The organism is Pseudomonas sp. CVAP#3, from assembly GCF_018986375.1.
GTDB classification, from domain to species: domain Bacteria; phylum Pseudomonadota; class Gammaproteobacteria; order Pseudomonadales; family Pseudomonadaceae; genus Aquipseudomonas; species Aquipseudomonas helvetica.
On record NZ_JAHMSC010000004.1, the window covers coordinates 41,975 to 66,719 of the forward strand.

23 protein-coding genes are annotated in these 24,745 nt (G+C 59.6%); 13 read left to right on the plus strand and 10 right to left on the minus strand.

What is annotated here, in order from left to right:
- Window positions 1–53 precede the first annotated feature (53 nt).
- The 5 genes from KRR23_RS08660 (at window position 54) to KRR23_RS08680 (ending at window position 8,135) form a co-directional block, all read left to right on the plus strand.
- Window positions 54–1,310, plus strand: a complete 1,257-nt coding sequence (locus KRR23_RS08660) for a TolC family protein (protein ID WP_216742163.1) — start codon at window positions 54–56, stop codon at window positions 1,308–1,310.
- Window positions 1,307–2,602, plus strand: a complete 1,296-nt coding sequence (locus KRR23_RS08665) for an efflux RND transporter periplasmic adaptor subunit (RefSeq protein ID WP_216742164.1) — start codon at window positions 1,307–1,309, stop codon at window positions 2,600–2,602. Before KRR23_RS08660 ends, KRR23_RS08665 begins: the two co-directional genes overlap by 4 nt.
- Window positions 2,599–5,757, plus strand: a complete 3,159-nt coding sequence (locus KRR23_RS08670; protein ID WP_216742165.1) for an efflux RND transporter permease subunit — start codon at window positions 2,599–2,601, stop codon at window positions 5,755–5,757. Before KRR23_RS08665 ends, KRR23_RS08670 begins: the two co-directional genes overlap by 4 nt.
- On the plus strand, window positions 5,754–6,110 hold the full coding sequence (locus KRR23_RS08675; RefSeq protein WP_216742166.1) for a copper-binding protein: 357 nt from the start codon (window positions 5,754–5,756) through the stop codon (window positions 6,108–6,110). The genes KRR23_RS08670 and KRR23_RS08675 overlap by 4 nt, the downstream gene beginning before the upstream one ends.
- 261 nt (window positions 6,111–6,371) lie before the next feature.
- On the plus strand, window positions 6,372–8,135 hold the full coding sequence (locus tag KRR23_RS08680) for an L-lactate permease (protein WP_216742167.1): 1,764 nt from the start codon (window positions 6,372–6,374) through the stop codon (window positions 8,133–8,135).
- Between the two features lie 86 nt (window positions 8,136–8,221).
- Here the strand turns inward: KRR23_RS08680 and KRR23_RS08685 are convergent, their stop codons facing one another.
- Entirely contained in the window at window positions 8,222–9,580 is a 1,359-nt protein-coding gene (locus KRR23_RS08685; RefSeq protein WP_216742168.1) for an MATE family efflux transporter, read from the minus strand.
- A gap of 201 nt (window positions 9,581–9,781) precedes the next feature.
- Between KRR23_RS08685 and KRR23_RS08690 the strand changes: the two genes are divergently transcribed.
- The gene (locus KRR23_RS08690; protein WP_216742169.1) at window positions 9,782–10,843 is read left to right on the plus strand and encodes a beta family protein; all 1,062 of its coding nucleotides are present in this window, start codon (window positions 9,782–9,784) and stop codon (window positions 10,841–10,843) included.
- Here KRR23_RS08690 and KRR23_RS08695 read toward each other — a convergent pair.
- Window positions 10,795–11,391: a sce7726 family protein gene (locus tag KRR23_RS08695; protein ID WP_054597095.1), complete on the minus strand. Its 597-nt coding sequence runs from the start codon at window positions 11,389–11,391 to the stop codon at window positions 10,795–10,797. The two genes, KRR23_RS08690 and KRR23_RS08695, sit on opposite strands and share 49 nt — an antisense overlap.
- A 391-nt stretch (window positions 11,392–11,782) precedes the next feature.
- On the opposite strand from KRR23_RS08695, the gene KRR23_RS08700 reads away from it, so the two are divergent.
- Window positions 11,783–12,055: a hypothetical protein gene (locus KRR23_RS08700; protein WP_054597094.1), complete on the plus strand. Its 273-nt coding sequence runs from the start codon at window positions 11,783–11,785 to the stop codon at window positions 12,053–12,055.
- Window positions 12,056–12,131: 76 nt separating this feature from the next.
- Here KRR23_RS08700 and KRR23_RS08705 read toward each other — a convergent pair whose 3' ends face one another.
- The 6 genes from KRR23_RS08705 to KRR23_RS08730 all read right to left on the minus strand — a co-directional run bounded on the left by KRR23_RS08705 (window position 12,132) and on the right by KRR23_RS08730 (window position 18,069).
- On the minus strand, window positions 12,132–12,422 hold the full coding sequence (locus KRR23_RS08705) for a hypothetical protein (RefSeq protein WP_216742170.1): 291 nt from the start codon (window positions 12,420–12,422) through the stop codon (window positions 12,132–12,134).
- Between the two features lie 191 nt (window positions 12,423–12,613).
- Window positions 12,614–13,546, minus strand: coding sequence for a hypothetical protein (locus KRR23_RS08710; RefSeq protein ID WP_216742171.1), 933 nt, complete (start codon window positions 13,544–13,546; stop codon window positions 12,614–12,616).
- Between the two features lie 255 nt (window positions 13,547–13,801).
- On the minus strand, window positions 13,802–14,464 hold the full coding sequence (locus tag KRR23_RS08715; RefSeq protein ID WP_216742172.1) for a dihydrofolate reductase family protein: 663 nt from the start codon (window positions 14,462–14,464) through the stop codon (window positions 13,802–13,804).
- A 184-nt stretch (window positions 14,465–14,648) separates the two neighbouring features.
- Window positions 14,649–15,827, minus strand: a complete 1,179-nt coding sequence (locus tag KRR23_RS08720) for a cystathionine gamma-synthase (protein WP_216742173.1) — start codon at window positions 15,825–15,827, stop codon at window positions 14,649–14,651.
- Window positions 15,824–17,200 carry a cystathionine beta-synthase gene (locus KRR23_RS08725; RefSeq protein ID WP_216742174.1) on the minus strand — a complete coding sequence of 459 codons (1,377 nt, stop codon included), beginning with the start codon at window positions 17,198–17,200 and terminating at the stop codon, window positions 15,824–15,826. The genes KRR23_RS08720 and KRR23_RS08725 overlap by 4 nt, the downstream gene beginning before the upstream one ends.
- A 533-nt stretch (window positions 17,201–17,733) precedes the next feature.
- On the minus strand, window positions 17,734–18,069 hold the full coding sequence (locus tag KRR23_RS08730) for a hypothetical protein (protein ID WP_054597088.1): 336 nt from the start codon (window positions 18,067–18,069) through the stop codon (window positions 17,734–17,736).
- Window positions 18,070–18,393: 324 nt separating this feature from the next.
- On the opposite strand from KRR23_RS08730, the gene KRR23_RS08735 reads away from it, so the two are divergent.
- A complete protein-coding gene (locus KRR23_RS08735) occupies window positions 18,394–18,819 on the plus strand; it encodes a DUF3592 domain-containing protein (RefSeq protein ID WP_216742175.1) in 426 nt (141 codons plus the stop codon).
- On the opposite strand, the gene KRR23_RS08740 is transcribed toward KRR23_RS08735, so the two are convergent.
- The gene (locus tag KRR23_RS08740) at window positions 18,816–19,298 is read right to left on the minus strand and encodes an ATP-binding protein (RefSeq protein WP_216742176.1); all 483 of its coding nucleotides are present in this window, start codon (window positions 19,296–19,298) and stop codon (window positions 18,816–18,818) included. The genes KRR23_RS08735 and KRR23_RS08740 overlap by 4 nt on opposite strands.
- A gap of 259 nt (window positions 19,299–19,557) precedes the next feature.
- Here KRR23_RS08740 and KRR23_RS08745 point away from each other — a divergent pair, with 259 nt between their 5' ends.
- The 4 genes from KRR23_RS08745 (at window position 19,558) to KRR23_RS08760 (ending at window position 22,999) form a co-directional block, all read left to right on the plus strand.
- Window positions 19,558–20,598 (plus strand): DMT family transporter, encoded by a 1,041-nt coding sequence (locus tag KRR23_RS08745; RefSeq protein WP_216742177.1) that lies wholly within the window; start codon window positions 19,558–19,560, stop codon window positions 20,596–20,598.
- A 76-nt stretch (window positions 20,599–20,674) separates the two neighbouring features.
- Window positions 20,675–22,033 carry a chromate efflux transporter gene (gene chrA / locus KRR23_RS08750; RefSeq protein WP_216742178.1) on the plus strand — a complete coding sequence of 453 codons (1,359 nt, stop codon included), beginning with the start codon at window positions 20,675–20,677 and terminating at the stop codon, window positions 22,031–22,033.
- A gap of 97 nt (window positions 22,034–22,130) precedes the next feature.
- Window positions 22,131–22,742 (plus strand): DNA-3-methyladenine glycosylase, encoded by a 612-nt coding sequence (locus KRR23_RS08755; RefSeq protein ID WP_216742179.1) that lies wholly within the window; start codon window positions 22,131–22,133, stop codon window positions 22,740–22,742.
- Window positions 22,739–22,999, plus strand: a complete 261-nt coding sequence (locus tag KRR23_RS08760) for an Ada metal-binding domain-containing protein (RefSeq protein WP_216742180.1) — start codon at window positions 22,739–22,741, stop codon at window positions 22,997–22,999. Before KRR23_RS08755 ends, KRR23_RS08760 begins: the two co-directional genes overlap by 4 nt.
- A gap of 63 nt (window positions 23,000–23,062) precedes the next feature.
- Here the strand turns inward: KRR23_RS08760 and KRR23_RS08765 are convergent, their stop codons facing one another.
- Window positions 23,063–23,959, minus strand: a complete 897-nt coding sequence (locus KRR23_RS08765; protein ID WP_216742181.1) for a LysR family transcriptional regulator — start codon at window positions 23,957–23,959, stop codon at window positions 23,063–23,065.
- Between the two features lie 100 nt (window positions 23,960–24,059).
- Between KRR23_RS08765 and KRR23_RS08770 the strand changes: the two genes are divergently transcribed.
- Entirely contained in the window at window positions 24,060–24,722 is a 663-nt protein-coding gene (locus KRR23_RS08770) for an NADPH-dependent F420 reductase (protein ID WP_216742182.1), read from the plus strand.
- Window positions 24,723–24,745 lie beyond the last annotated feature (23 nt).

A 24,745-nucleotide genomic window follows, 5' to 3' on the forward strand; every position in this document is an offset into this window, starting at 1 on the left:
TACCTGCGCATGCCTTGTGGCGCGCGCAGTGGATCATCACAGGAATCGTAAACATGAACTCCAAGTGCTATTGCACAGGTTGGGCCCTCGTGGCCGGCCTGGCGGCAAGCGTACTGGCATTGCCGAGCCTCGCCGCCCCACTGACGTTCGATGAAGCGTTGCGGCTGGCCGAAACCAATGCCCCGTCGCTGACCGCCCAAGCGGCCAAACTCCAGGCCGCGAGCAGCGCCGCCATACCCGCCGGCGAACTGCCTGACCCGAAGTTAAAGCTCGGCGTGCAGAACTATCCCATTGGCGGCCCTGACCGCTGGAGCATTGACCAGGACTCCATGACCATGCAGATGGTCGGGGTTATGCAGGAGGTGCCCAATCGCGACAAACGCAAAGCCCGTATTGAAGTGGCCAATGCGGCTGTTGATCGAGCCGCGGCCGACGCGCGTATCGAGCGTCTGAACGTCCGCCAGGCCACGGCACTGGCCTGGATCAGCAGCTACTCCATCGAACGCAAAGAGGCATTGTTCGAGGATTTTTACAAAGAGAATCGCCTGTTGGCCGATACCGTGCGGGCGCAGATCGCCGGGGGCCGCGCCCAACCTGCCGATGCAGTGACACCCAAGCAGGAGGCGGCTCAATTAGCCGATCAACAGGACGACCTGGCCCGACTGCGTGCTCAAGCCCGAGCGGCACTCAAGCGCTGGATTGGCCCGGCCGCCAATGACCCGCTCACCGGCAGTTTGCCGCAATGGCCCATCGAGACCTCGGGTTACTCCCATAAGCTGCAACATCACCCCGCACTGGCGGCCTTCGAACCGATGACCCGCGAAGCGGAGGCCAAAGTCCGTGAAGCCGAGGCGGAAAAACAATCCGACTGGAGCTGGGAGCTCGATTACCAACACCGTGACCGTCAGTTCGGCGACATGGTCAGCGTGCAGTTGTCGTTCGACCTGCCGCTGTTTCCCGGCTCCCGACAAAATCCAAAAATCGCCGCCAAACACGCCGAACTCAATCAGTTGGAGGCTGAGCGTGAAGACATGGTGCGCGAGCATACCCAGCAATTAGAGGAGAGCCTGGCCGAATACGAACGCCTGAATCGAGCCGTGCGCCGCAGTCAGGAAAGTCTGGTGCCCTTGGCCAAGGAAAAGGTCGGGCTGACCATGGCCAGCTACCGCGCCGGTAAAGGTGACCTGGGGGCAGTCATCGCTGCCCGACGTGAACTCATCGAAGCCCGCCTCAAACAGATCGATGTCGAAGAACAGCGAGCCCTGAGCAACGCACGCTTGTATTTCAATTATGGGGAAAGCAGCCAATGAACACTCGAATCTGGAAAGGGGCTTTATTGACTGGCTTGTCGGTTGCCCTGGGCGTTGCCGGCGGTTACTGGTTTGCTCAGCAGCGCATGAGCGCAATGCCCGGTGCAGCAGCCGAACCAAGTCCCACGACGCAAGACGAACGCAAGCCGCTGTATTGGTATGACCCGATGTACCCGCAGCAGAAGTTCGACAAACCAGGCCAATCACCCTTCATGGACATGCAACTGGTGCCCCAATATGCCGATGCCGCGACTGACAGCGCAGCCATCCGCGTTGACCCCAGTCTGACCCAGAATCTCGGGCTGCGTCTGGCGACGGTGACCCGTGGCGTCCTTACTTCCAGCATGGACGTTGTCGGTGCGCTGGCATTCAACGAACGGGAAGTCGCCGTGATCCAGGCACGGACTGCCGGTTTTGTCGAGCGGGTTTATGCCCGTGCTCCCGGCGATGTGCTCAAGGCCAATGCGTCATTGGCGGATATCCTGGTACCGGAGTGGGCTGCTGCTCAGGAAGAATTCCTGGCCCTCAAGCGTAACGGCGATGTCGACTTATTGGCCGCAGCACGTCAACGGCTGCGCCTCACCGGGATGCCGGCGACGCTGATTACTCAGGTCGAACGCAGTGGCAAAGTCCAGTCGAACCTGACGCTCACCAGCCCCATCGGTGGTGTCTTGCAAGAGCTGGATGTCCGTACGGGCATGACTGTGTCGGCTGGCGAGACACTGGCTCGCGTCAATGGCTTGAGCAGTGTCTGGCTGGCGGTGGCCGTTCCAGAGTCGGAGAGCGGATCGATCGTCGTCGGCCAGACGGTGGAAGCACGCCTTCCAGCTTTCCCTGGAACCGTCCTCAATGGCACGGTCAGTGCGATTCTGCCCGAAACGAATATGGACAGTCGCACCGTTCGCGTACGCATCGAGTTGCCCAACCCTGACGGGCGCCTCAGACCCGGATTGTCGGCGCAGGTGCGCCTGAACCAGAAGACCGGGCAAAGTGTGTTGTGGGTGCCGAGCGAAGCGGTCATCCGTACTGGCCGGCGCACGCTGGTGATGCTCGCCGAAGACGCGGGTCGCTACCGTCCGGTAGAGGTGCAACTCGGGCAGGAAAACGACGGCAAGACGGTGGTATTGAAAGGCCTGCAAGAAGGTCAGCAGGTGGTCAGCTCCGGGCAGTTCCTGCTGGACTCCGAGGCCAGCCTCAAGGGCATCGTCGCCAGCCCCCTGGAAGCATCACCACCTGCCACCGATGATGGCTTGCGCGTTGAGCGTCTTGAAAAACTGGGGGGGCAACCATGATCGCCGCCCTGATTCGCTGGTCGGTGGCCAACCGCTTTCTGGTGCTGCTGGCCACGCTATTCGTCACCGCCTGGGGCGTCTGGTCGGTTCAAAGCACGCCGATCGATGCACTGCCGGACCTGTCGGATGTGCAAGTCATCATCCGTACGCCTTATCCAGGACAAGCACCGCAAATCGTTGAAAACCAGGTGACCTACCCGTTGGCCACCACCATGCTCTCGGTACCGGGAGCGAAAACCGTGCGCGGCTATTCCTTTTTCGGTGACAGCTTCGTGTACGTGCTGTTCGAAGACGGTACCGATATGTATTGGGCTCGCTCGCGGGTGTTGGAGTATCTGAGCCAGATACAAAGTCGCCTGCCCGCCAGCGCCAAACCGGCATTGGGGCCAGACGCCACAGGTGTGGGCTGGATTTTCCAGTACGCGCTGGTCGACCGCAGTGGTGGGCATGACTTGGCGCAATTGCGGGCCTTGCAGGACTGGTTCCTCAAGTTCGAGCTCAAAACCCTGCCGAACGTTGCGGAAGTGGCGACTGTGGGCGGCATGGTCAAGCAGTATCAGGTGCAGCTCGATCCGCTGAAACTGGCCAGCCTCGGCATCACACAGGCGCAGGTGACCGAGGCGATCGGCAAGGCCAATCAGGAAACCGGTGGGGCCGTGCTGGAGATGGCGGAAACGGAATTCATCGTGCGAGCGTCCGGCTATCTGAAAACGCTCAATGACTTTCGGGCAATCCCGCTCAAGCTGAGTTCAGGCGGCGTGCCGGTGACATTGGGCGACGTCGCCACGATCCAGCTCGGGCCGGAAATGCGTCGCGGCATCACCGAGCTCGATGGCGAAGGCGAGACCGTTGGCGGCGTGGTCATTCTGCGCAGCGGCAAAAACGCTCGCGAAACGATTGCGGCAGTCAAGACCAAACTCGATGAACTGAAAAGCAGCCTGCCGGCGGGCGTGGAAATCGTCACGACCTACGACCGCAGCAAGCTCATCGACCGCGCGGTGGCGAACCTCAGCCACAAGCTGATTGAGGAGTTCATCGTCGTCGCCTTGGTCTGCGGGATCTTCCTCTGGCATTTGCGCTCCTCGTTGGTGGCGATCATCTCCTTGCCGGTTGGGGTGTTGATGGCCTTTATCGTCATGCGCCACCAAGGGATCAACGCCAATATCATGTCCTTGGGCGGGATCGCCATCGCCATTGGCGCCATGGTCGACGCCGCCGTGGTGATGATCGAGAACGCCCACAAAAAGGTCGAGGCCTGGCACAAGGCCCATCCTGGGGAAGAACTCAAGGGCGAACATCACTGGCATGTCATGACCGAAGCGGCGGCCGAGGTCGGGCCGGCGCTGTTCTTCTGCCTGTTGATCATCACCCTGTCGTTCATTCCGGTGTTCACCCTGGAGGCTCAGGAAGGTCGTTTGTTTGGTCCACTGGCCTTCACCAAAACCTACGCCATGGCAGCGGCAGCTGGATTGTCGGTGACCCTGGTACCGGTGCTGATGGGTTACTGGATTCGTGGGCGGATTCCCAATGAGCAACAGAACCCGCTGAACCGTTGGTTGATCAGGCTCTATCAGCCGGCCCTCGACGCGGTGCTGCGTCGACCAAAAATCACCCTGCTGGTCGCACTGCTGGTGTTTCTCAGCGCGGTATGGCCGATGTCCCGGTTGGGCGGCGAGTTTCTGCCACCGCTGGACGAGGGCGATCTGCTCTACATGCCTTCGGCCCTACCGGGGTTGTCAGCACAGAAGGCCGCACAGCTTTTGCAACAGACCGACCGCCTGATCAAGACCGTCCCTGAGGTCGAACACGTCTTTGGTAAAGCCGGTCGCGCTGAAACCGCCACCGACCCGGCGCCGCTGGAGATGTTCGAAACGACCATCCAGTTCAAGCCGCATGAGCAATGGCGCTCGGGCATGACCCAGGAAAAGCTCGTGGAAGAACTGGACCGGGTGGTGCGTGTGCCTGGATTGACCAACATCTGGATACCGCCGATTCGTAACCGTATCGACATGCTGGCCACCGGTATCAAGAGCCCGATCGGGGTGAAGGTTGCCGGCACCAATCTGACGGAGATCGATGCCGTCACCCAGGCCGTCGAGCGTGTCGCCAAGGACGTGCCCGGTGTCAGTTCAGCACTGGCCGAACGCCTGACCGGTGGCCGTTATATCGACGTGGATATCGACCGCAAAGCCGCTGCGCGCTACGGACTGAATATCGCCGATGTGCAGTCGATCGTGGCCGGCGCAATTGGCGGTGAAAACATCGGGGAGACCATTGAAGGCCTCGCCCGCTTCCCGATCAATGTGCGTTATCCCCGTGAGTGGCGTGACTCGCTCGGCGCCTTGGAACAGTTGCCGATCTACACCCCACTGGGCAGTCAGATCACTCTCGGCATGGTTGCTAAGGTCAACGTCAACGACGGCCCGCCGATGCTCAAGAGCGAGAACGCCCGACCGTCCGGCTGGGTGTACATCGACGTGCGCGGGCGGGATATCGCCTCGGTAGTCGCCGACCTGCGCCGGGCGGTCAGTGAGCAGGTCAAGTTGCAGCCCGGCATGAGCCTGAGCTACTCAGGGCAGTTCGAGTTTCTCGAAAGGGCCAATGCCCGGCTCAAGTTGGTGGTGCCAGCCACGTTACTGATCATTTTCGTGCTGCTCTATCTGACCTTCGCCCGCTTCGACGAGGCCTTGCTGATCATGGCCACCCTGCCCTTCGCCCTGACTGGCGGGGCATGGTTCCTCTACCTGTTGGGATTCAACCTGTCGGTGGCCACAGGCGTCGGCTTTATCGCACTGGCCGGTGTGTCTGCCGAGTTTGGCGTGATCATGCTGCTCTACCTGAAGAACGCCTGGGCCGAACGAGAAGATCTCGGCGACAGCACCGAACGCGGTCTGGTCGCCGCGATTCGTGAAGGCGCGGTGCAGCGTGTCCGCCCCAAGGCCATGACCGTGGCCGTCATCATTGCGGGCCTGTTACCGATCCTTCTGGGGAACGGCACCGGTAGCGAAGTGATGAGCCGCATCGCCGCGCCGATGGTCGGGGGCATGGTCACAGCCCCCCTGCTTTCCCTGTTTGTGATTCCGGCAGCCTACCGCTTGATGCGCCGCCGGCACCTCCCCGTTGCACCCACCAACCCACAAGGAAAAATCGTATGAAACTGACCCTGATCGCCGTTGCCAGCGCCGTTGCCGCATTGTCTCTTTCTGCTCAAGCCGAGGACATGCCGGGCATGAAAATGGACGGTATGGAAAGCATGCAGATGAAACAGGAAACCACGCAGGCCCCCACCGCCAAGGCCGAGGGAACAATCAAGGCGGTCGATACTGCCAAACAGACCGTGACCATCGCCCACGGCGCCGTTGCGACCTTGCAATGGCCGCCTATGACCATGGCCTTCAAGGCTTCGCCGGAGCAGCTGGATCAGGTGAAAGTCGGTGACCGGGTGGAGTTCCAGTTCAAGGCGCAGGGCACGGTTGCCACCCTCGTCGCTATCAGCATAAAGAAGTGAATGGGTAACGCGACCAGGCAAGGTCAACTTTACTAACACCCGAATCGAGGAAAAATCCGACTGCGTATGCCGCCCCCTGCCGGGGGGCGGTTTTAGTCCGCAGACCTGAATGGCATCGACGGGTCAGGACGCCTTTCACTCAAGCGCATGCCACCAACCGCAAGCCGGTCGGCCGGCCCGCCGCGCAATGCCACCTATACTCAATTTCACCTCCCCCCTCTCGGGGCCTGCACTGCCAACAATAAGTAGCAGAGGTGGAACATGGTCTGGCAGCAAGTCTACGATCCCTTCGGTAACCCGGTGGTCTCGACCCTCATGGCGGCGTTACCGGTTGTGGTGATGCTCACGTCCCTGGCGTTTTTCCATCTCAAGGCGCATATCGCGGCCTTGCTGGCCCTGAGCACAGCCTTGCTGATCGCCATCTTCGCCTTCGGCATGCCGGCGAACATGGCCGGTTCCGCTGCTCTCTTAGGTGCCGCAACGGGTCTGGTTCCGATTGGCTGGATCGTGCTCAACATCATCTATCTGCATCGGCTGACCACTGAGAACGGCTCGTTCAAAGTCCTGCAGGATTCCCTCGCACGCATCACCGACGATCGTCGCCTGCAATTGCTGCTGATCGCCTTTTGCTTCGGTGCGTTCTTCGAAGGCGCGGCGGGGTTCGGCACGCCGGTGGCGGTGACCGGGGCGATTCTGATCGGGCTGGGTTTCTCGCCTCTGGCCGCATCCGGCCTGGCGTTGATCGCCAACACCGCGCCAGTGGCGTTTGGGGCCTTGGGCACTCCCATCATCACTCTGGCGAAAGTCACCGGGCTGGATGAAATGGAACTGTCGATGATGGTCGGCCGGCAGTTGCCGTTCTTCTCGGTGCTCGTGCCGTTCTGGTTGATCTGGGCCTTCGCCGGTTGGCGCAAGATGCTGGAAATCTGGCCGGCGATTCTGGTGGCCGGAGTCAGCTTCGCGGTGCCACAGTTCTTCGTGTCCAACTACCATGGGCCAATGCTGGTGGACGTGATTGCTGCACTGATTTCCATGGCTTGCCTGACCGGTTTTCTCAAGGTCTGGAAACCCGCCCGCGTACACACCTCCGCCGCCTTGTCAGGGCGGGTCGACGACTCAAAAATTGAGGAATCGCCAGACGATAAACAGGCGGCCAATGCAACCTTTGCCAGCGATGCCCGACCCACCGTCATGCGTGCGTGGATGCCCTGGATCATCCTCACGGTTTTCGTCTTTGCGTGGGGCACCCAAGGCTTCAAAAACATGTTCGACACCCGTCCGGCCATGGACCCGCAAACCCACTCGGCCAAGCTCGATCCCCAGGGTAAGCCGGTGAGCGAGGCGAACCCGATCTTCGCACCGGCCCTGACCTTCACCACGCTGCACTTGCAGGTCGAGAAAGTTCCGCCCGTGGTGCCGCAACCGAAGCCTGAGGAAGCGATCTACAAATTCACCTGGTTCACCAGCACCGGCAGCGGCATCTTGCTGGCGGCGATCTTCGGCGGGCTACTGATGGGTTATTCGATCCCGCAACTGGTGAGCCAATACCTGCGAACGCTGTGGGTGGTGCGCTATTCGCTGATCACCATCGCGGCCATGCTCGCCCTCGGTTACATCACCCGCTATTCCGGCCTCGACGCGACCATGGGCCTGGCGTTCGCCGCCACCGGGATCTTCTACCCGATGTTCGGCACCCTGCTCGGCTGGCTCGGCGTTGCCCTGACCGGCTCGGACACGGCGTCCAACGTGCTGTTCGGCGGCTTGCAACGGGTGACCTCGGAACAACTGGGCATCAGCCCGATATTGATGGCCGCGGCCAACAGTTCCGGCGGGGTCATGGGCAAGATGGTCGACGCCCAGTCGATCGTGGTGGCCTCCACCGCCACCCGCTGGTATGGGCATGAAGGGGAAATCCTGCGCTATGTGTTTTTCCACTCCATCGTGCTGGCGATACTGGTCGGTGGGCTGGTCACGTTGCAGGCGTATGTGGTGCCGTTCAGCCATTTGGTGGTCGGCGGGCATTGATCGACACCGGCGGGTTGCTTTCCTTTAGCTCCATGCCCGGGATCTTCGCCCGGGCATGGAGCGTGTCAGTCAGCATCGCCCTCCTCTTACACCAGCCGCTCGATCTTCTGATGCTGCCAGACCATTGTGTAATACGCCGTCTGCAACGCCAGCATGCTCAGGTAAGCCAGCGGAAACGCCATCCACACCCCTTGCAATCCGAACTGCGCATCCAATAAATACGCCATCGGCAACTGCACCCCGACCACGCACACGATCGCAATTGCCACCGGTACCATCACCGTGCCGCTGGCGCGCATGATGCCGCCGATAACCGCCTGGAAACCGAACACCAGCAGGCTCCAGAGCATGATGTGCAACAGGTGTTCGGCCATGGCCTGGGTGGACGGATCGGTGAGGAACAACCCCAGCAACCAGTGCGACAGCAGGTAACCCAACACCACCAGGCCACCGGTCAGCCACACGTTGATCAACAGCCCGGTGCGCAGGATCAGCCCGATCCGTTCGATGCGCCCTGCCCCGATGGCCTGGGCGCCGAGGATCGACGCCGTGATCGCAATCGACAGCGCCGGGAACTGCACGTAATTGACGATCTGCGTCACCGCCCCGTACGCCGCCGTTGCCTGGGAACCGTGCTGGTTGACCAGCGCCAGAATCACCAGCTCCGACAACGACAGCACCACCATCTGCAACCCCGTGGGCAGACCAATGCGCAGCACTTTGCCGAGGATCCCCAGGTCCAGCCGCATCGCCGCAAAAAACGCCCGATCCGGCGCCAACGGATGCCCCTTGCGAATCAACCGCCAGGCCAGCCAACCCATCGCCGACAGATTGCCCGCCAACCCGGCAAACGCCGCACTCTGAATGCCCATCTGCGGCAAGCCGAACCAACCGCGAATCAACGTCGGCGTCAGCGCCAGCCCGATACACGTCGACACCAGCAACGCCACCAGTGGCGACAACGTATCGCTGACCCCACGCAACAACTGGGTGAACAGCACATAAACCAACAGCGACGGCAGGGTCCACATCATCACATGCGCATACGCCACCGCATCGTCCAGCACATCCGCCGGCGTCCCCAACCCCTGCAACGCCGGCCGCGCAAACACACTCCCCACCACCGCCGCCACCAAGCCGATCATCGCCCCCAACAGCAACGTCGTCCCGGCAATCGCCTTGACCATCTGCGGCTCCCGCGCCCCCCACGCCTGACCGATCAACACCCCGGCCCCCGCACCAAGGCCGATGACCAGCGCGATGAAGAAAAACACGATAGGGAACATCCCGGACACCGCCGCCAGGGCTTGAGTGCCGAGCATTTGGCCGATGTAGATGCTGTTGATCGTGCCTGACATGGATTGCAGGAAGTTCGACAGGACCATGGGGGCCAGGAACAGGAGGTAGGTTTGCCAGAGGGGGCGTTGGGTGGAATGTGCTTGCATGGGTGAGAGGTTCCGTCTCGGGTGGGGCTGCCGTGACGGGATTCTACGGAGGGTGGAATGAGTAATAAACACAATTAATGAGGGCCGACCCTCTACATCTCGTCCGGATAAACCAATCAGAAATACGCAGATACATCACTGAGAGTTCGGTTACGGAAAAGAGATCTACGCTCAATCCACACCCATCAAAGGAAGGTACGCATGCTTTACATACCGTGTATGAAAGTTGGCCAGAACGATGTAAAAGCACTGATCAATCTGGAAGATGCTCGTAAGGAATTAGTGTCCCCTCTGCTCAACATGAGAGGCATAGAACGCCACCTTAATGATTTTCTCGCAGACTGGGGTGACTACGCTTATTTGATGGATATATCCAGATCTGCGCTAGACATTGCCAATGACGTGATAGGTGAAAGAGATCTACACAACCCCAACAATCACTTCGAAAACAAACGTAATTGGTTTGTCGAGATCAAAGCTCAAAACAGTTCATTGATACCGGTCGTCTCCTGGTTAGACACCGACAACGCCCGAGACATCATACAACAGGCAAGGCTACTGCTAGCTGAGTTTGACACCATCGCAATCAGGGTTGCTTGCCCCTCTGAAATCGCGGGCCCAAGCTGGGACAGGGCCATGAGTATTCTGGATGCCATACCCGATCCAGAAAATATACTTGTGATTCTGGACTTTGGAGATAGATCTCCAATATCTACCATAAATGGCGGCACACTCGACCACAGTTTATCCGCCCTGGATAACTACGAGGTGTATGGCGTGGCGCTTGTCAGCTCGTCTTTTCCAAGTCAAAAGCCTCAATCCGGCAGCTCCAGCACCGCCCTATGTCACGACATCGTCTGGCAAGCTGAGGCCAGACAACTCAACGACTCAATAAACCTGATTTATGGCGATTATGCGGGCACCAACCCTGGCGCCGCAGTCGAGTACATTCAAGGCATGGCCGTCATACCCTTCGCCAGTTATTACGTACCTAACGAATGGTGGTTGAAGCGATTGGGGAGAGATAAAGAATTTGAAAACTACGTCCAGCTAGCCAGAGAAATCCGTCAACTACCCGATTACCATGGTGACGATTTTTGCTGGGCAACCAGGGAATATGGTCGGATAAGCCAAACCAATGAACGATATGGCAACAATGGAGTATGGAACGGTTTTAGAGCCAACCAGCACATTTGCGCAACGCTACAGTTTCTTCAATACGAAGATGATGGCGACATACTTTCCATTGACGACATGCTCTGACCTACTGAGTAACGAGCTTTAAGCCTGCTTAAAACCTTATCTCGGATCAACTCCCACTCCAGCGCCTCTGCGACTTCGAGGCGCACTTCTTTTATTTTCATCGCGCTTTTCGTTTCTACTTGAAATTCTTTACAGATCTCATCTAACTCGGACCGCCACAAAAGCCCCGTCAGCGTGAACTTATCGCGCAATTTATTGTGCGTGGCCTTCCTGACCACGGCGATAGATCCAAGGTCGTCAACCACCAGAATCCCAACGCTTTTATGAGTGACGCCAAAGGCTTTTTCCAGGTGCTTGGAATGACAGCAAAGCCATACCTGATCAAAGCACGTGAGATAAGCTTCCTGCTGCCCTTCCCACCTGGACAGGCTATCTGATGCGGACTTTATTTCGAATGCCGTTAGCTGGCCGTTAGCGTGTACAAGATCTGCACGCCTCGCTTTGTTGATGAAGCAAAGCTCGCCGATGAAAACATCGTCTTCAGCATGAGGCATGGTCTTGGCGACCCATGTTTTGAGCAATTCGCGGATATGATCTGGAGTGTGCATGGCGCAGGAGTATAGCTTCTCTACCCTGCGAAACCTATGCGCGATGTGGCTCTATCTGTGGACATGAAAGGTCCGGGGGCGCATCAATACAGATCCTACAGCAGCCTCGGAATCCCTCACCTTGCCCCCTGATTGGATGAAGCTTATAGTCCGCCCCGTCGCCCAAATGGCGACCAGGTTTGGCGACCTGTCGATCGGGTGCAAAAGCGCTGTGCTTTTTTGCAGGCGCTGTTGCACGCTCGCAAAGCTGTCTTTATGGCAGCTGTGCGCGGGAGACCTTCGGGTCTGCCGGTATTCCGATCCCGGTTCGCCAACCTGCGTACAGCTGCCACCCAATCGTTTGGCGACGATTGGGGGCGGTCAACCTTTGCATTGATCGGAGTTTTCAAACATGGATAGATACATGCCCCTCACCGGAATCGACCTGATCCCGGCATCCCTGCTCATCGACACCCAAGCCCCACTCGACGTGCTGCAAGCCACCGCCGACTACCGCATCCGCACCGTCACCCAGGTTCTCGAAAATATCGCCTTTCGTGCCGACATCGAGAGCGACACCGTGGTGCTGGCCGACTTCGCCAAGCTGCTGGCCATTCCGTTGCGCGATGGGTGCGATTTGATGGATGTGATCGGCAGACGCTTGCGGGCGCAAGCGTCGAAGTGAATGAAAGCGGGCGCCTTGAAGGCGCCCGTTTTGTGTGCGGGGGAGCGATAGTGTCGTGAGATCAACCGGAACGGCGCTATTTGATCTGCACAATGACCGGGCCTTCCGTAACGATCGGCGGGCTCGCGTGGATATGCGAGGCATTTTTCTGAATCCACTCGCGCGCGACTTTCAAGCTCGCATCGCTGCCGGCCTTGTCCGTGCAAACAGTCACCGCCGTCACACCATCACCCGTATTCAGCAGTGTGTAGCTGACGAGGCCAGGCACTGTCCGCAGGGCAGCTTCGACATCGGCCTTGCGCTCTTCTAATAGATTGAAAAGCTGCTTTGCTCCCGTACCCAGGTAGGTTCTTATCACCGCATACATAGTCGTCTCCTTTGGGAGTCACGTCTTGATGCCAAGCCAGATCCGATGATCGCCGCTATCACTCAGGTTTCAGTTCACTCCCGACTTTTTAAGTTTAGCCAAACGCTGGTGACAAACGAGATGCAACGACTACCGGCCGCTTTTGACTGTGGATTCAACCGGTCGTTGTATTGAGTTGAGTCGCCCTGGTTTCATTGGCTGTGAGTGACTGCTCCTGGCCGATTGCTGGCTGTCTCGTCCGGCCGGGGGCCGACGCTGGCTTGCGCCCTGTCCACCAGCCGTTGCACCCACTCGGCATCCTGGTTATTGACCACGGCGTAGCGGTCCGGGGGGAAAAAGGTCCAGTGATGGGCGACCTCGACAAGGCGCTTGAGTTCATCGGCAGACACCCAATACGGCGTGTCGACCAATGGCATCGGCGCGCCGCCGAAACGCCGGCCGAGAGGGAGGTTGGTGCCGGGGGCAAAGGCGATCGCCAGTTCCTGGCAGGGATGCATTTGCTTGTCCGGCGTGGGCATTTTCCCAACCCGTCCATAGTTGAAGCTGCCCGGATATTCTTCCTTGAGCACCAGCCAATGGCCCGCAGTAGTCTTGGCCAGGACCCATTGCGACACACCGCTGTCTTGCACGCATTCAAGCTTGCCGTTTGTCCATTGCATGAGGGTGTTGCAGTCCGGATCATAATCGGAGGACCACAGGCTGGTGCCAGATACCAGGCTATGGTGCTCAAGCTCGGCCAACCCTTGGTCCGGCATGGACTGCCAGTAGCGTTTGGTCGGGTCGTGGGCATCGCGCAAGAAGTTGCGTAACCCCCAGGCAGCCATGAAGAGCAGCGTCGCGAGGGCAAGCCAGCCAAAGGAGGCTCCGACGATCCGGTCAATATCCAGGCCGGGGGCGAATAACGAGCGATAGAGCAACAGGCCCAGTAAAAACGCGATACCCGGCAGAACAGGGCCAAAGCACAACGGCGGCACTAACACCTCGATCCAGCTGAAGCGGTGCCTGGACGCGTGCTCCCGCGCCCAGGCTTGCTCCTGGGCGAGCATCGGCGCCTGTTCGCGTGGGGCAATGCCAGGGGCGGGTGTCTGAAAGCGCATGGACAGTGTGTAAGGGTCATCTCTCATGGATCAAATCATGCTCTTGAAGTAATCGCTCTTCGGATATTTGAGTCATTCCTGCAACTCAGATCCAGTGACGTCCGACGCAGAATAAGGCGTAAGAATGAAATGCATACCTTCGAGCGACCGCTTTTGGCTGTGGATTCAACCGATTCCTGACTGTCACGACTGGCCGAAATCGACCCATTGTCGTCAGTCACAACCCCTGAAAGCGGTCATTCAAATGTCGAGAAGCTGACACTGACGGCCTTCAGCAAGTGGTTAGTCGTCCGTGTGCCCTTGGCGCCGAAGGACGACATGCGTGGCCTTCTCCGACGCTACGTGTTCAACGCATTCGTATCCCAAAGTCCGCAAGTCAACCCCTTCGAACAGCGATTCTCCACGGCCGAGCAGGACCGGTGCGATAGCAATGTGCAGTTCATCAATGAGGCCCTCACGAAGATACTGCCGGATTGTGTCCGGCCCACCGCCGATTCGCACGTCCATTCCGGCAGCAGCCTCGCGTGCACGGTCGAGCGCCTCGCGAATGCCTCCTGTTATGAAGTGGAACGTCGTGTCGCCTTCCATCTCGATGGGGGGACGAGCGTGATGGGTCAAGACGAAGACTGGAGCGTGATACGGTGGATTATCTCCCCACCAGCCTTTCCAGTTTGTGTCCGGCCAGTCCCCACGAATGGGTCCGAACATGTTCCTCCCAAGAATCCAGGCCCCAACATTCTGAAAGCCACGGGCGGCGAAATCATCGTCAACCCCGGTCGTACCGCCGTCCTTGCCGAACAAGGCCCGCTGGAACGTGCGTGTCGGGACTAGCCACTGGTGCAGTTCCGTCCCGCCAACACCGAGCGGATTGTTGATGTCTTGATTCGGACCGGCTCCGTATCCATCGAGCGAGAGGGTGAAGCCCTCAACGCGAACCCGTGTCATCGTTTGCCTCCGTTTAGACGCCTAGCAGGTAAGCAGCGAATGCCGGCGTTCGGCTGCGAAGCAGTCGTAAAATCAGACACCACGTTTTTTCAGGTTAACCGTGGATGCAGGATTTACGACTGCTTCGCCCGAGCGCGGACCGATCCGAACGCAGGCTTCGCCAGCTGCTACAGGGTTGCACTGCTCAGATCTGCGCCAGCGCCTGGGCCAGGTCGGCGCGCAGGTCTTCGACATCCTCGACCCCCACTGACAAACGTATCAGCGCATCACCGATGCCAAGCTCTGCACGGGTTTCGGCGGGGATGCTGGCGTGCGTCATGATCGCTGGATGCTCGATCAGGCTTTCGACCCCGCCCAGGCTCTCGGCCAGGGCGAAGATCTGCACGCTCTCGAGGAAACGCTTGGCACCGGCCAGGTCGGTATCGAGGTCGAGGGAAATCATCCCGCCGAAACCGTGCATCTGCCGTTGCGCCAGTTCGTGCTGCGGGTGCGACGGCAGGCCCGGATAGTAGACGCGTGCCACCTGTGGCTGATGCGAAAGCCAGCGCGCCAGTTCCAGCGCGTTGCTGCAGTGACGCTCCATGCGCAGCGCCAGGGTCTTCACGCCGCGCAGGGTGAGAAATGCGTCAAACGGCCCGGCGATAGCCCCCACCGCGTTCTGCAGAAAGCCCAGGCGCTCGCGCAGTTCAGCATTCTGCCCGACCACCGCGATGCCACCGATCACGTCGGAGTGGCCGTTCAGGTACTTGGTCGTCGAGTGCAGCACGATATCGAAGCCCAGCTCCAGCGGCCGCTGTATCCGTGGGCTGGCGAAGGTGTTGTCGGCCACACAGATGATGCCCCGTTCGCGGCAGGTACGCGCGACCGCGGCAAGGTCGGTGATGCGCAGCAAGGGATTGCTCGGCGTCTCGACCCAGACCATCCGTGTGTCGTCCTGCAGCGCCGCTTCGAATGCCGTCAGGTCAGTCAGATCGACGAAGCTGAAACGATGCCCGGCGCTGCGCCGACGCACCTTGTCGAACAGCCGGAAAGTGCCGCCATACAGGTCGTTACCGGAGACGATATGCGCGCCCGTGTCGAGCAGTTCAAGCACGGTGGAGATCGCCGCCAGCCCGGAGGCGAAGGCAAATGCCTGGGTGCCGCCCTCAAGGTCTGCCACACAGCGCTCCAACGCAAAACGCGTCGGATTGTGCGAGCGCCCATAGTCGAAACCCTTGTGTACGCCGGGGCTCTGCTGCAAGTAGGTGGAGTTCGCATAAATCGGCGGCATCAACGCCCCGGTGGTCGGGTCCGGCGTCTGGCCGGCATGGATCACACGGGTGGCGAAGGCCCGTGGCGTGGCGTTTTCATCGTGCTGACTCATGTAAGGGATCTCCGCAAGTGATTGAGCATGTCGACGCGAGTGATCAGACCATGGAAGCCCGAGGCATCGGCGATGATCGCCACCAGCCCACGGTCGAGTTCCGCCTGCAGTTCAGCCAGGCTGGCGCCGGGAGGCAGGGTTTCGACCTTGTCGGTCATCGCGCTGGCCACGGTCATTCGAAAGTGCGACGCGTCTTTGTGCACGCCCAGCAGAATATCCGACTCGTCGATCACCCCGACCAGCCGCTTTCCGCCCACCAGCACCGGCAGTTGCGACACATCCGCCAGGCGCATGCGCTGGAAGGCAGTCAGCAATGTGTCGTCCGGACCGACGCTGATCACCCGGCCATCCTCGAAGCGCCGCGCAATCAGGTCGCGCAGATCGCCGTAGCGCTTGCGCGCAAGCAGGCCCTGATCGGTCATCCACTGGTCGTTGTAGATCTTCGACAGATAACGGGTGCCGGTGTCGCAGACGAAGCTGACCACCCGCTTCGGCTCGGTTTGCTCGCGGCAGTAGCGCAATGCGGCCGCCAGTAATGTACCGGTCGAAGAACCGCCAAGAATGCCTTCGGCGCGCAGCAATTGGCGGGCATGATCGAAACTTTCCTCGTCGCTGATCGAGTAGGCCTGGCGCACGCTGGACAGGTCGGCAATCGACGGAATGAAGTCTTCGCCGATGCCTTCCACCGCCCACGAACCGGGTGTGCCGAGGGTGCCGCTGCGGCTGTATTCGGCCATCACCGAGCCGACCGGGTCGGCCAGCACCATTTCCAGGTCAGGCTGCACACGGCGAAAGAAGCGGGTCAGTCCAGTCAACGTGCCGGCCGAACCGACACCGACGACGATGGCATCCAGATCATGCTCGGTCTGCGCCCAGATCTCCGGCGCGGTGCTGCACTCGTGGGCCAGCGGGTTGGCCGGGTTGTTGAACTGATCGGCGAAGAACGCGTCGGGAATATCCTGCGCCAGCCGCGCGGCAACGTCCTGGTAGTATTCGGGATGGCCCTTGCCGACGTCGGAGCGCGTGATGTGTACCTCGGCGCCCATCGCCTTGAGGTGAAGGACTTTCTCGGTGGACATCTTGTCCGGCACCACCAGCACCACCCGGTATCCCTTGGCGCGGCCGACCAGGGCCAGGCCGAGGCCGGTGTTACCGGCGGTGGCCTCGACGATGGTGCCGCCAGGTTGCAGGCGGCCATCGCGCTCGGCGGTATCGATCATCGCCAGGCCGATGCGGTCCTTGATCGACCCCCCGGGGTTCTGCGATTCAAGCTTGAGGAACAACGTGCACGGGCCGGTATCGAAGCGGCTGACGCGCACCAGCGGCGTATTGCCAATCAGCCCGAGCACAGCCGGGCGAGAGTTGTTCGGCATGTCTTCACCTCCTTGCGGACTATCACATTGGATGGACTGCAACCGACGGTAAGTCAACGTGCGCCCATCGCAGGAAATGTCTCGCTTGGACCATAGGCCGGGATTGTGCTGCTCGCAACTTTGCGCAGCCATTTGCGTTCGGCTGCGAAGCACTCGTAACCCCTGCTTCCTTGGTCAATCTGGAAGACCGCATGGCATGATTTTACGCCGCTTCGCCCGAGCGCGGACCGATCCGAACGCAGGATTCGCCAGCTACGAGTGATGTAACGAGCACAGACGAAAAAGCCCGGCTAAACCGCAATGCTGTTCACTTAAGGAGGTCTGCAGGCCTGAGAAGTATCTGTGGCGAGGGAGCTTGCTCCCGCTAGACTGCGTAGCAGGCCCAATTCAGGGCCGCTTCGCGCCCCAGCGGGAGCAAGCTCCCTCGCCACAACTGCGGATATGCCTGAAACATCGGCTTAAGTGAACAGCACTGCGGCTAAACCGGGCTTTTTCACGTCAGCGCGTACTTGCCCGCAGGCCAGGTACTGCGTTTACTGAACGTTTTTCAACTTGATCACATCACCGGAGATCTTGGTGGTGTAACCGGTCAGGACCCAAGCCCAGAACCATTTTTCCTGCACCTGGGTGTTGATCATTGCATCGCCGCCCTTGGCCTTGATCGCCGCGTCCTGAGCACGAACAAAACGGCTGTTCTGCTGGATCGGGATGCAGCCAAACAGCATGAGGCCTGTGGCGCTCGCTTCACTGTGACCCAGAACGGTGTATTGGGTGCTGTCATAGTGCTGGGTTTTCATCGAGGTGCCGGTGCAACCCGCCAGAACCAGGCCGAACAGTACAACGGCAACAACTTTGCTGAGGTGTTTCACTGAATAACTCCATGAGAAAAAGCCCGGGATCCGTCTCTCGAGCGGCGCACACTTTAACGGATGAGATATCAAAATGGTATCGCTCGCGAAACCCGTTAAACCGGGTTGGTGCGGCGACACACACGAGATTTAAGAGAAAGAAATACAGCGCTGCGAAACCCAAAGTCGCAGTAGACAGCCCTGGATCATGCCGAAGTCAGTAAATGCAATGGCACCGATATGAACTCTAGGCAGCGCCAGACGCAGCTCTTCCCCATCCGATTGACAGATTCCCGCCGGTTCATCGTAATAGCCGGCGTTTACGGACGATGCAAGGGACCTGCCATGACCAAGACGCCATCTTCTGGCCGGGGCGATCTGCTCCGCGCGCTGATTTTCATCCCGCTGGGCCTGTGCCTGCTCTACCTCACCCTATGGCTGGTCGAAGACCGGCTGGGCTTTCTGGCCCAGGCGCAACGAGCCGAAGGGCATGTCAGCGCCCTGAACGCGGGCGGCAGCCACCCACAAATTGACTTCACCGACGCCACGGGCAAGGCAGTCAGCTACCCCGAGAACGGGTTTATATTCGGCTACGCGGTGGGCGACTCTGTGACGGTGTTCTACCGCGCCGATGCACCCTCCAGCACCGCGATCATCGAAGACCATGGCGCGCTATGGGGCGCGAGCCTGCTGGCGGGCCTATTCGCAATCGTGTTCACCGCAGGGGGCGGCTACCACGTGGCTGCCCAGCGCAAAGTTGATCGTTGCTAATGCACAACGACAACCAGCCCCTCCTCCTCGCCCGGAATGCTGAAGTAGCGTGTGATCAGATCAAATTCGTCGTCTGTGGCTGCGAAATCATGTGCGCCCTCGGCGTTCCGTGCGTGCAATCTGGCGCGGCAAGTCTCTTCGTCAACGTCCAGATAATGCAGGCAATGCTGCGCCCTCGCATGATCTGCCAAGGTGCGCAACCACTCGCGATCAGAGACGGTGTTTGCAGGAAAATCCAGTACCACGCAAACACCTGCCGCAAGCATGTTGGTGACCAACGGCCCCAATACCCCACGAATGCGATGTGCACACCGCACATAATCGCTCACCGAACGGATCTCTCCGGGGTAAAGCATCGAAAGCCAATGGTCTTCGCTGAGTAGGATGGCCGCGTGGTTGTCGGCAAGTACTTTTGCCAACGTTGATTTACCAGACGCGATCTTGCCGCACATCAAATGCAACGTAGGTGTAGTAGTCATGGGATACGTTCCTTCATATCAGGCAAAGGATAATGCCCAATGCTTGCTGCCGGGACAATCGACCGATTGAATCCACATCGAATGGCGGACATTCATTGGCCAGGACGCCGCTGCTTTCGGTGCTGGGGCGTGGTTTTTGTGCCTGAAATGAACGCCAAACGGGCATCATGTTCGAGTAGAGCGATATCATTGGCAGCATTGGTATTTCTGATGGCCCGCAGGGCCTGAATCTCCTTGAACGTTAAGGCACTGAGCCCCCATGAACCTGAGCATTATCTACGCCTTGAGCGCGGCCGCACTGTTTGGCGCCAGCACCCCGCTGGCCAAATTGCTGGGTGTGGAGGTCTCACCGATTTTACTGGCGGGGCTGCTGTACCTGGGCAGTGGACTCGGCTTGACCCTGGTCAGATTTATCCGCGACCGCGGCTGGCAGGCAACCGGTCTGACGGCCGGCGAGTGGCCGTGGCTGATCGGTGCCATCGCCTTCGGCGGTGTGCTTGGGCCGGTGGCATTGATGTTCGGCTTGACCCTGACTTCAGGGGCAACGGCCTCGCTGATGCTCAACCTGGAATCGGTACTGACCGCGCTGCTGGCCTGGCTGGTGTTCAAGGAGAATGCTGATCGGCGAATCGTTGCGGGCATGTTGGCCATCGTCGCTGGCGGAGTGTTCCTGGCCTGGCCACAGGACTCGACACAGGCGCAAGGCTGGATCGGCCCGCTGGCCGTCGCGCTGGCCTGTGCCTGCTGGGCCATCGATAACAACCTGACCCGCAAGATCTCGGCGTCCGATGCCCTGTTCATTGCCGGTATCAAGGGGCTGGTCGCGGGGGCGGTCAACTGTACGCTGGCGTTATCGTTAGGGGCCAAACTGCCAAACATCGCCACGCTCGCGCCGATACTCCTGGTCGGTTTTCTCGGTTACGGCATTAGCCTGGTGCTGTTCGTGCTCGCCCTTCGCGGCCTGGGCACGGCACGCACCGGCGCGTACTTTTCGACCGCGCCGTTTCTGGGGGCGGCGATTGCGATTTTGATCCTCGGCGAACCGGCTTCACTGACATTCTGGATCGCCGCCCTGCTGATGGGCATTGGCGTCTGGATTCACCTCACTGAAAGCCATGCGCACGACCACCAGCACGAGCCGCTCATCCATGGTCACCGGCATGTTCACGATGAACACCATCAGCATGAGCATGACTTTGAATGGGATGGTAGCGAACCCCACAGTCACGTTCACCAACATCAGGCGATCCGGCATAGCCACCCGCATTTCCCGGACATTCATCACCGGCACAAGCATTGAGCAGGTACTGGCCGGAAAACACGAAGCCCTTGCCCATGACCACCACCTGCCGCGTTTGTGAAAGAGGAATACCCCAATGAGTAATGCTTCTCCATCGCTCGTTGACGAGGAACTGCCAAGGCCTGAGGCGATCAGTTTGCGTGAGGCATTCTGGTTCTGGCTCAAGCTGGGTTTCATCAGTTTTGGCGGGCCTGCAGGACAGATTTCGATCATGCACCAGGAGCTGGTCGAACGACGGCGCTGGATTTCCGAGCGGCGATTTCTGCACGCCCTCAACTACTGCATGTTGCTGCCAGGACCGGAAGCCCAGCAGTTGGCAACCTACATCGGCTGGCTGATGCATCGAACCTGGGGCGGCGTCATCGCAGGCGGGCTGTTTGTGCTGCCCTCGCTGTTCATCCTGATTGCCTTGTCCTGGATGTATATCGCCTTCGGCGACGTGCCGATGGTCGCCGGCCTTTTCTATGGCATCAAACCGGCCGTGACCGCCATTGTCGTACAGGCGGCTCATCGAATCGGTTCGCGAGCGCTGAAGAACAATTGGCTGTGGGCCATCGCGGCGGCGTCGTTCGCGGCGATATTTGCATTCAATGTCCCCTTTCCGCTGATCGTGCTCAGTGCGGCCTTGATCGGCTACCTGGGTGGCCGTTTTGCTCCGGAGAAGTTCCGGATCGGAGGCCACAGCGCCGCCCAAAAATCCTATGGCCCGGCATTGATCGATGACGACACCCCTTCCCCCGACCATGCCCGGTTCAGCTGGTTGAAACTGGCGCTGCTGACACTCATCGGCGCGGTGTTATGGGCGTTGCCAATGGCGATCCTGACCATGCTCTTTGGCTGGGAAGGTACCTTGACCCAGATGGCCTGGTTCTTCACCAAGGCGGCACTGCTGACATTTGGCGGCGCCTACGCGGTGCTCCCGTATGTCTACCAGGGCGCAGTCGGACACTATGGCTGGCTGACCCCGACACAAATGATCGACGGCCTGGCGCTGGGAGAAACCACGCCGGGGCCGCTGATCATGGTGGTGGCTTTCGTCGGCTTTGTCGGGGCCTATGTTTCGCAGGTGTTCGGCGCCGACCAGGTGTTTCTCAGCGGCGCCGTCGCGGCGACGCTGGTGACCTGGTTCACCTTCCTGCCTTCGTTCCTGTTCATCCTCGCCGGCGGGCCGCTGGTGGAGACGACGCACAACGAACTCAAGTTCACCGCGCCGCTCACCGGGATCACTGCCGCTGTGGTTGGGGTGATTCTTAATCTGGCAGTGTTCTTCGGCTATCACGTGCTGTGGCCCAAAGGGTTCAGTGGCACCCTCGACTGGCCCTCTGCGCTGATCGCCATTGCCGCAGCGATTGCCTTGTTTCGCTTCAAGCGTGGCGTCATTCAAGTATTGATGGCCTGTGCGCTCATTGGTTTGGCAGTGCATCTGCTGCGCTAGAGAGCGTCACGAAGTTTTGAGCGCAAGAGACCGGGTGCGATCCTGCGGGCAGACCTTTAATCTGCTTGCAGTACCTGATCTTCTGTCTGGAATAACCATGCCCTTTCACCACGCCAGCCAATACCTGTCCGCCATCGACTCGGACTGGGCGCAGCACATCGCCGCCATCGGCCCGTGCCTGCACCAGCCAAAACCGGCCCGCGATCCCTACGAAGCGCTGGTTCGGGCCATTGCTTATCAGCAACTCCATGCCAAGGCCGGCGATGCCATTCTCGGGCGTTTGATAGCGCTGTTTCCCGATTCGCCGTTCCCGACACCCGAGCAATTGCTGGCCTGCGAATTCGAGGTGCTGCGCGGCTGCGGTTTCTCCGGCAGCAAGATCGCCACGCTTCACGGTATCGCCCAAGGCGCGCTGGAGGGGCTGGTGCCGGATCGTTCAAATGCGCTGTCGATGAGCGACGACGAATTGATCGAACGCCTGACCCGGTTACGCGGTGTCGGCCGCTGGACTGTCGAGATGCTGCTGATCTATACCCTCGAACGCATGGATATCCTGCCCGCCGACGACTTTGGCGTGCGCGACGGTTACCGCCGTCTCAAGGGCCAGGAGCAACAGCCAAGCCGCAAGCAGATGGTCGATATCGGTCAGGCATGGAGCCCCTATAGAACCGTGGCCGCCTGGTATCTGTGGCGAGTGCCGAACCCATGAAACGCTTTGTGTTGATCAATGCTCAGGGCGATCCGCTAGACAGCGCCGAACCCGGACAAATGGGCGGCCATCGACGATCACGAATCTACGGTCGACTGGACTGCCCTGCTGCACTGCGTGCCATTGCCCGTGGCGGCTATGTCGCGCACCGGGTATTTTTCGCCGATGAAACCACGGCCCGCGCCGCGGGTTATCGACCGTGTGCGGTGTGTTTGCCGCTGGCGTATAGGGAATGGAAAAAAGCATCCAGTCATTGAAGCGGTAACCTGCGATCGGGATCAATCACAGGTCAATGCGGCCTGGACAACTCATAAGCAGGCTCAAACCGCACCAAAGCGCTCGATAGCAGCCTCGATAAATCGTCGGAGTTTGGCGGTTCTCTGACGATTTGCCGTGTAGAGCAAATGCATCTGTCTGCTCGGCGCTTCGAAATCAGCCAGCAGTCGCACCAACTCGCCGCTTTGCAGTGCAGGCTGAAGAAAGTCTTCGGATCCAAGGACAATTCCAAACCCGTCAAGCGCGGCTGACAGCAGTGCTTTGCTCTCGTTGACCTGCAAACGACTGGAGACTTGTACTTTATGAACGGTGGAGCCTTTACAGAACTGCCATTCGCGGTCGGCCGGGCGAGACCAATAGGCAAATCCCAAACATTCATGGTTCTCGAGATCAGCCGGTGTCTGTGGCGTTCCGCGTTCAATCAGGTAGCTCGGTGCTGCGCAGGCCACCAACCGATAAGGCGCCAACGGTCTGGCGGTCAGACTGGAGTTGGCCAAGGGGCCGATCCGGAAAGCCACTTCATACCCCTCTTCCACCAGATCGACGAAGCGATCCGTCAAATGCAGATCGATTTCCACTTCAGGGTGGTGACGCAAAAAATCCGTCAAGAACGGCATGAGGCTATAGGAACCGAAAGTCACGGGCGCACTGATTTTCAGTTTGCCACGAGGGGTGTCGCTCATGATCTGCGCAAGGGAATCGGCAGCCTGGGCTTCGCTCACAATATGCTTACAGCGCTCATAGTAAGCACTCCCCAGTTCCGTCAGGCTTTGCCGCCGGGTGGTACGGTTCAGTAACCGTGCCCCCAGCCGGTGCTCAAGAGCGGCAACATGCTTGGCCACCATCTGCGGCGACATGCCCAAGCGCTCGGCGGCGCGGGCATAGGAGCCTGATTCCGCCGCGATCACAAAAGCGCTCATGCTCGTCAGGCGATCCATCATTCAATACTCCTGGTAACGAGACTAAGTAGTCGATGATTATTTATCTTCCACTGGTTGGCAATCATCATGATTTCTTCTTACCAACCAGCGGAGCAAGGACATGCGTATCGGTATTATTGGGGCAGGCTTCATCGGACGTGCAGTGGCGCAATTGGTCATCGCGGCGGGACACGAGGCGATGCTCAGCAATTCACGTGGGCCACAGACCATGAGCAGCGTGCTCAGTGACATTCCCGGCAGTAAAGTCGGGACCCTCGAGGAGGCTGCGCAGTTTGGTGAAGTGGTTCTCGTGGCAATCCCCCTGGCGCAATACCGAAGCGTGCCGGCCAAGTGGCTGGAGGGCAAAATCGTCCTGGATGCCAACAACTACTACCCGGAACGAGACGGTCACATTCCCGTCCTGGACCGATTCGACACCACCACCAGCCGCCTGCTCGCCGAGCACCTGCCCCACTCCAGGGTGGTCAAGGTTTTTAACGCAATCCTCGCTCAAGACCTGGTACAGGACTCGCGCCCGAAAGCTGCACCCAACCGACGCGCACTGCCGATCGCTGCGGATGATCCGGTCGCGAAAGCCTTGGTGATCACGTTGCTGGACGAGATTGGATTCGACGCTGTCGATGCTGGCAGCCTTGATGAAAGCTGGCGATTCGAACGGGCCAAACCCGCCTACTGCATACCACTGGATAAACAGGGGCTGAAGGTTGCCTTGGCAGCGGCTCAGCGGCAGGTTGAATTGCCTCATGGATCGTGGCGCCGCTGAATAGCCCTCCCCCCACTGATCGA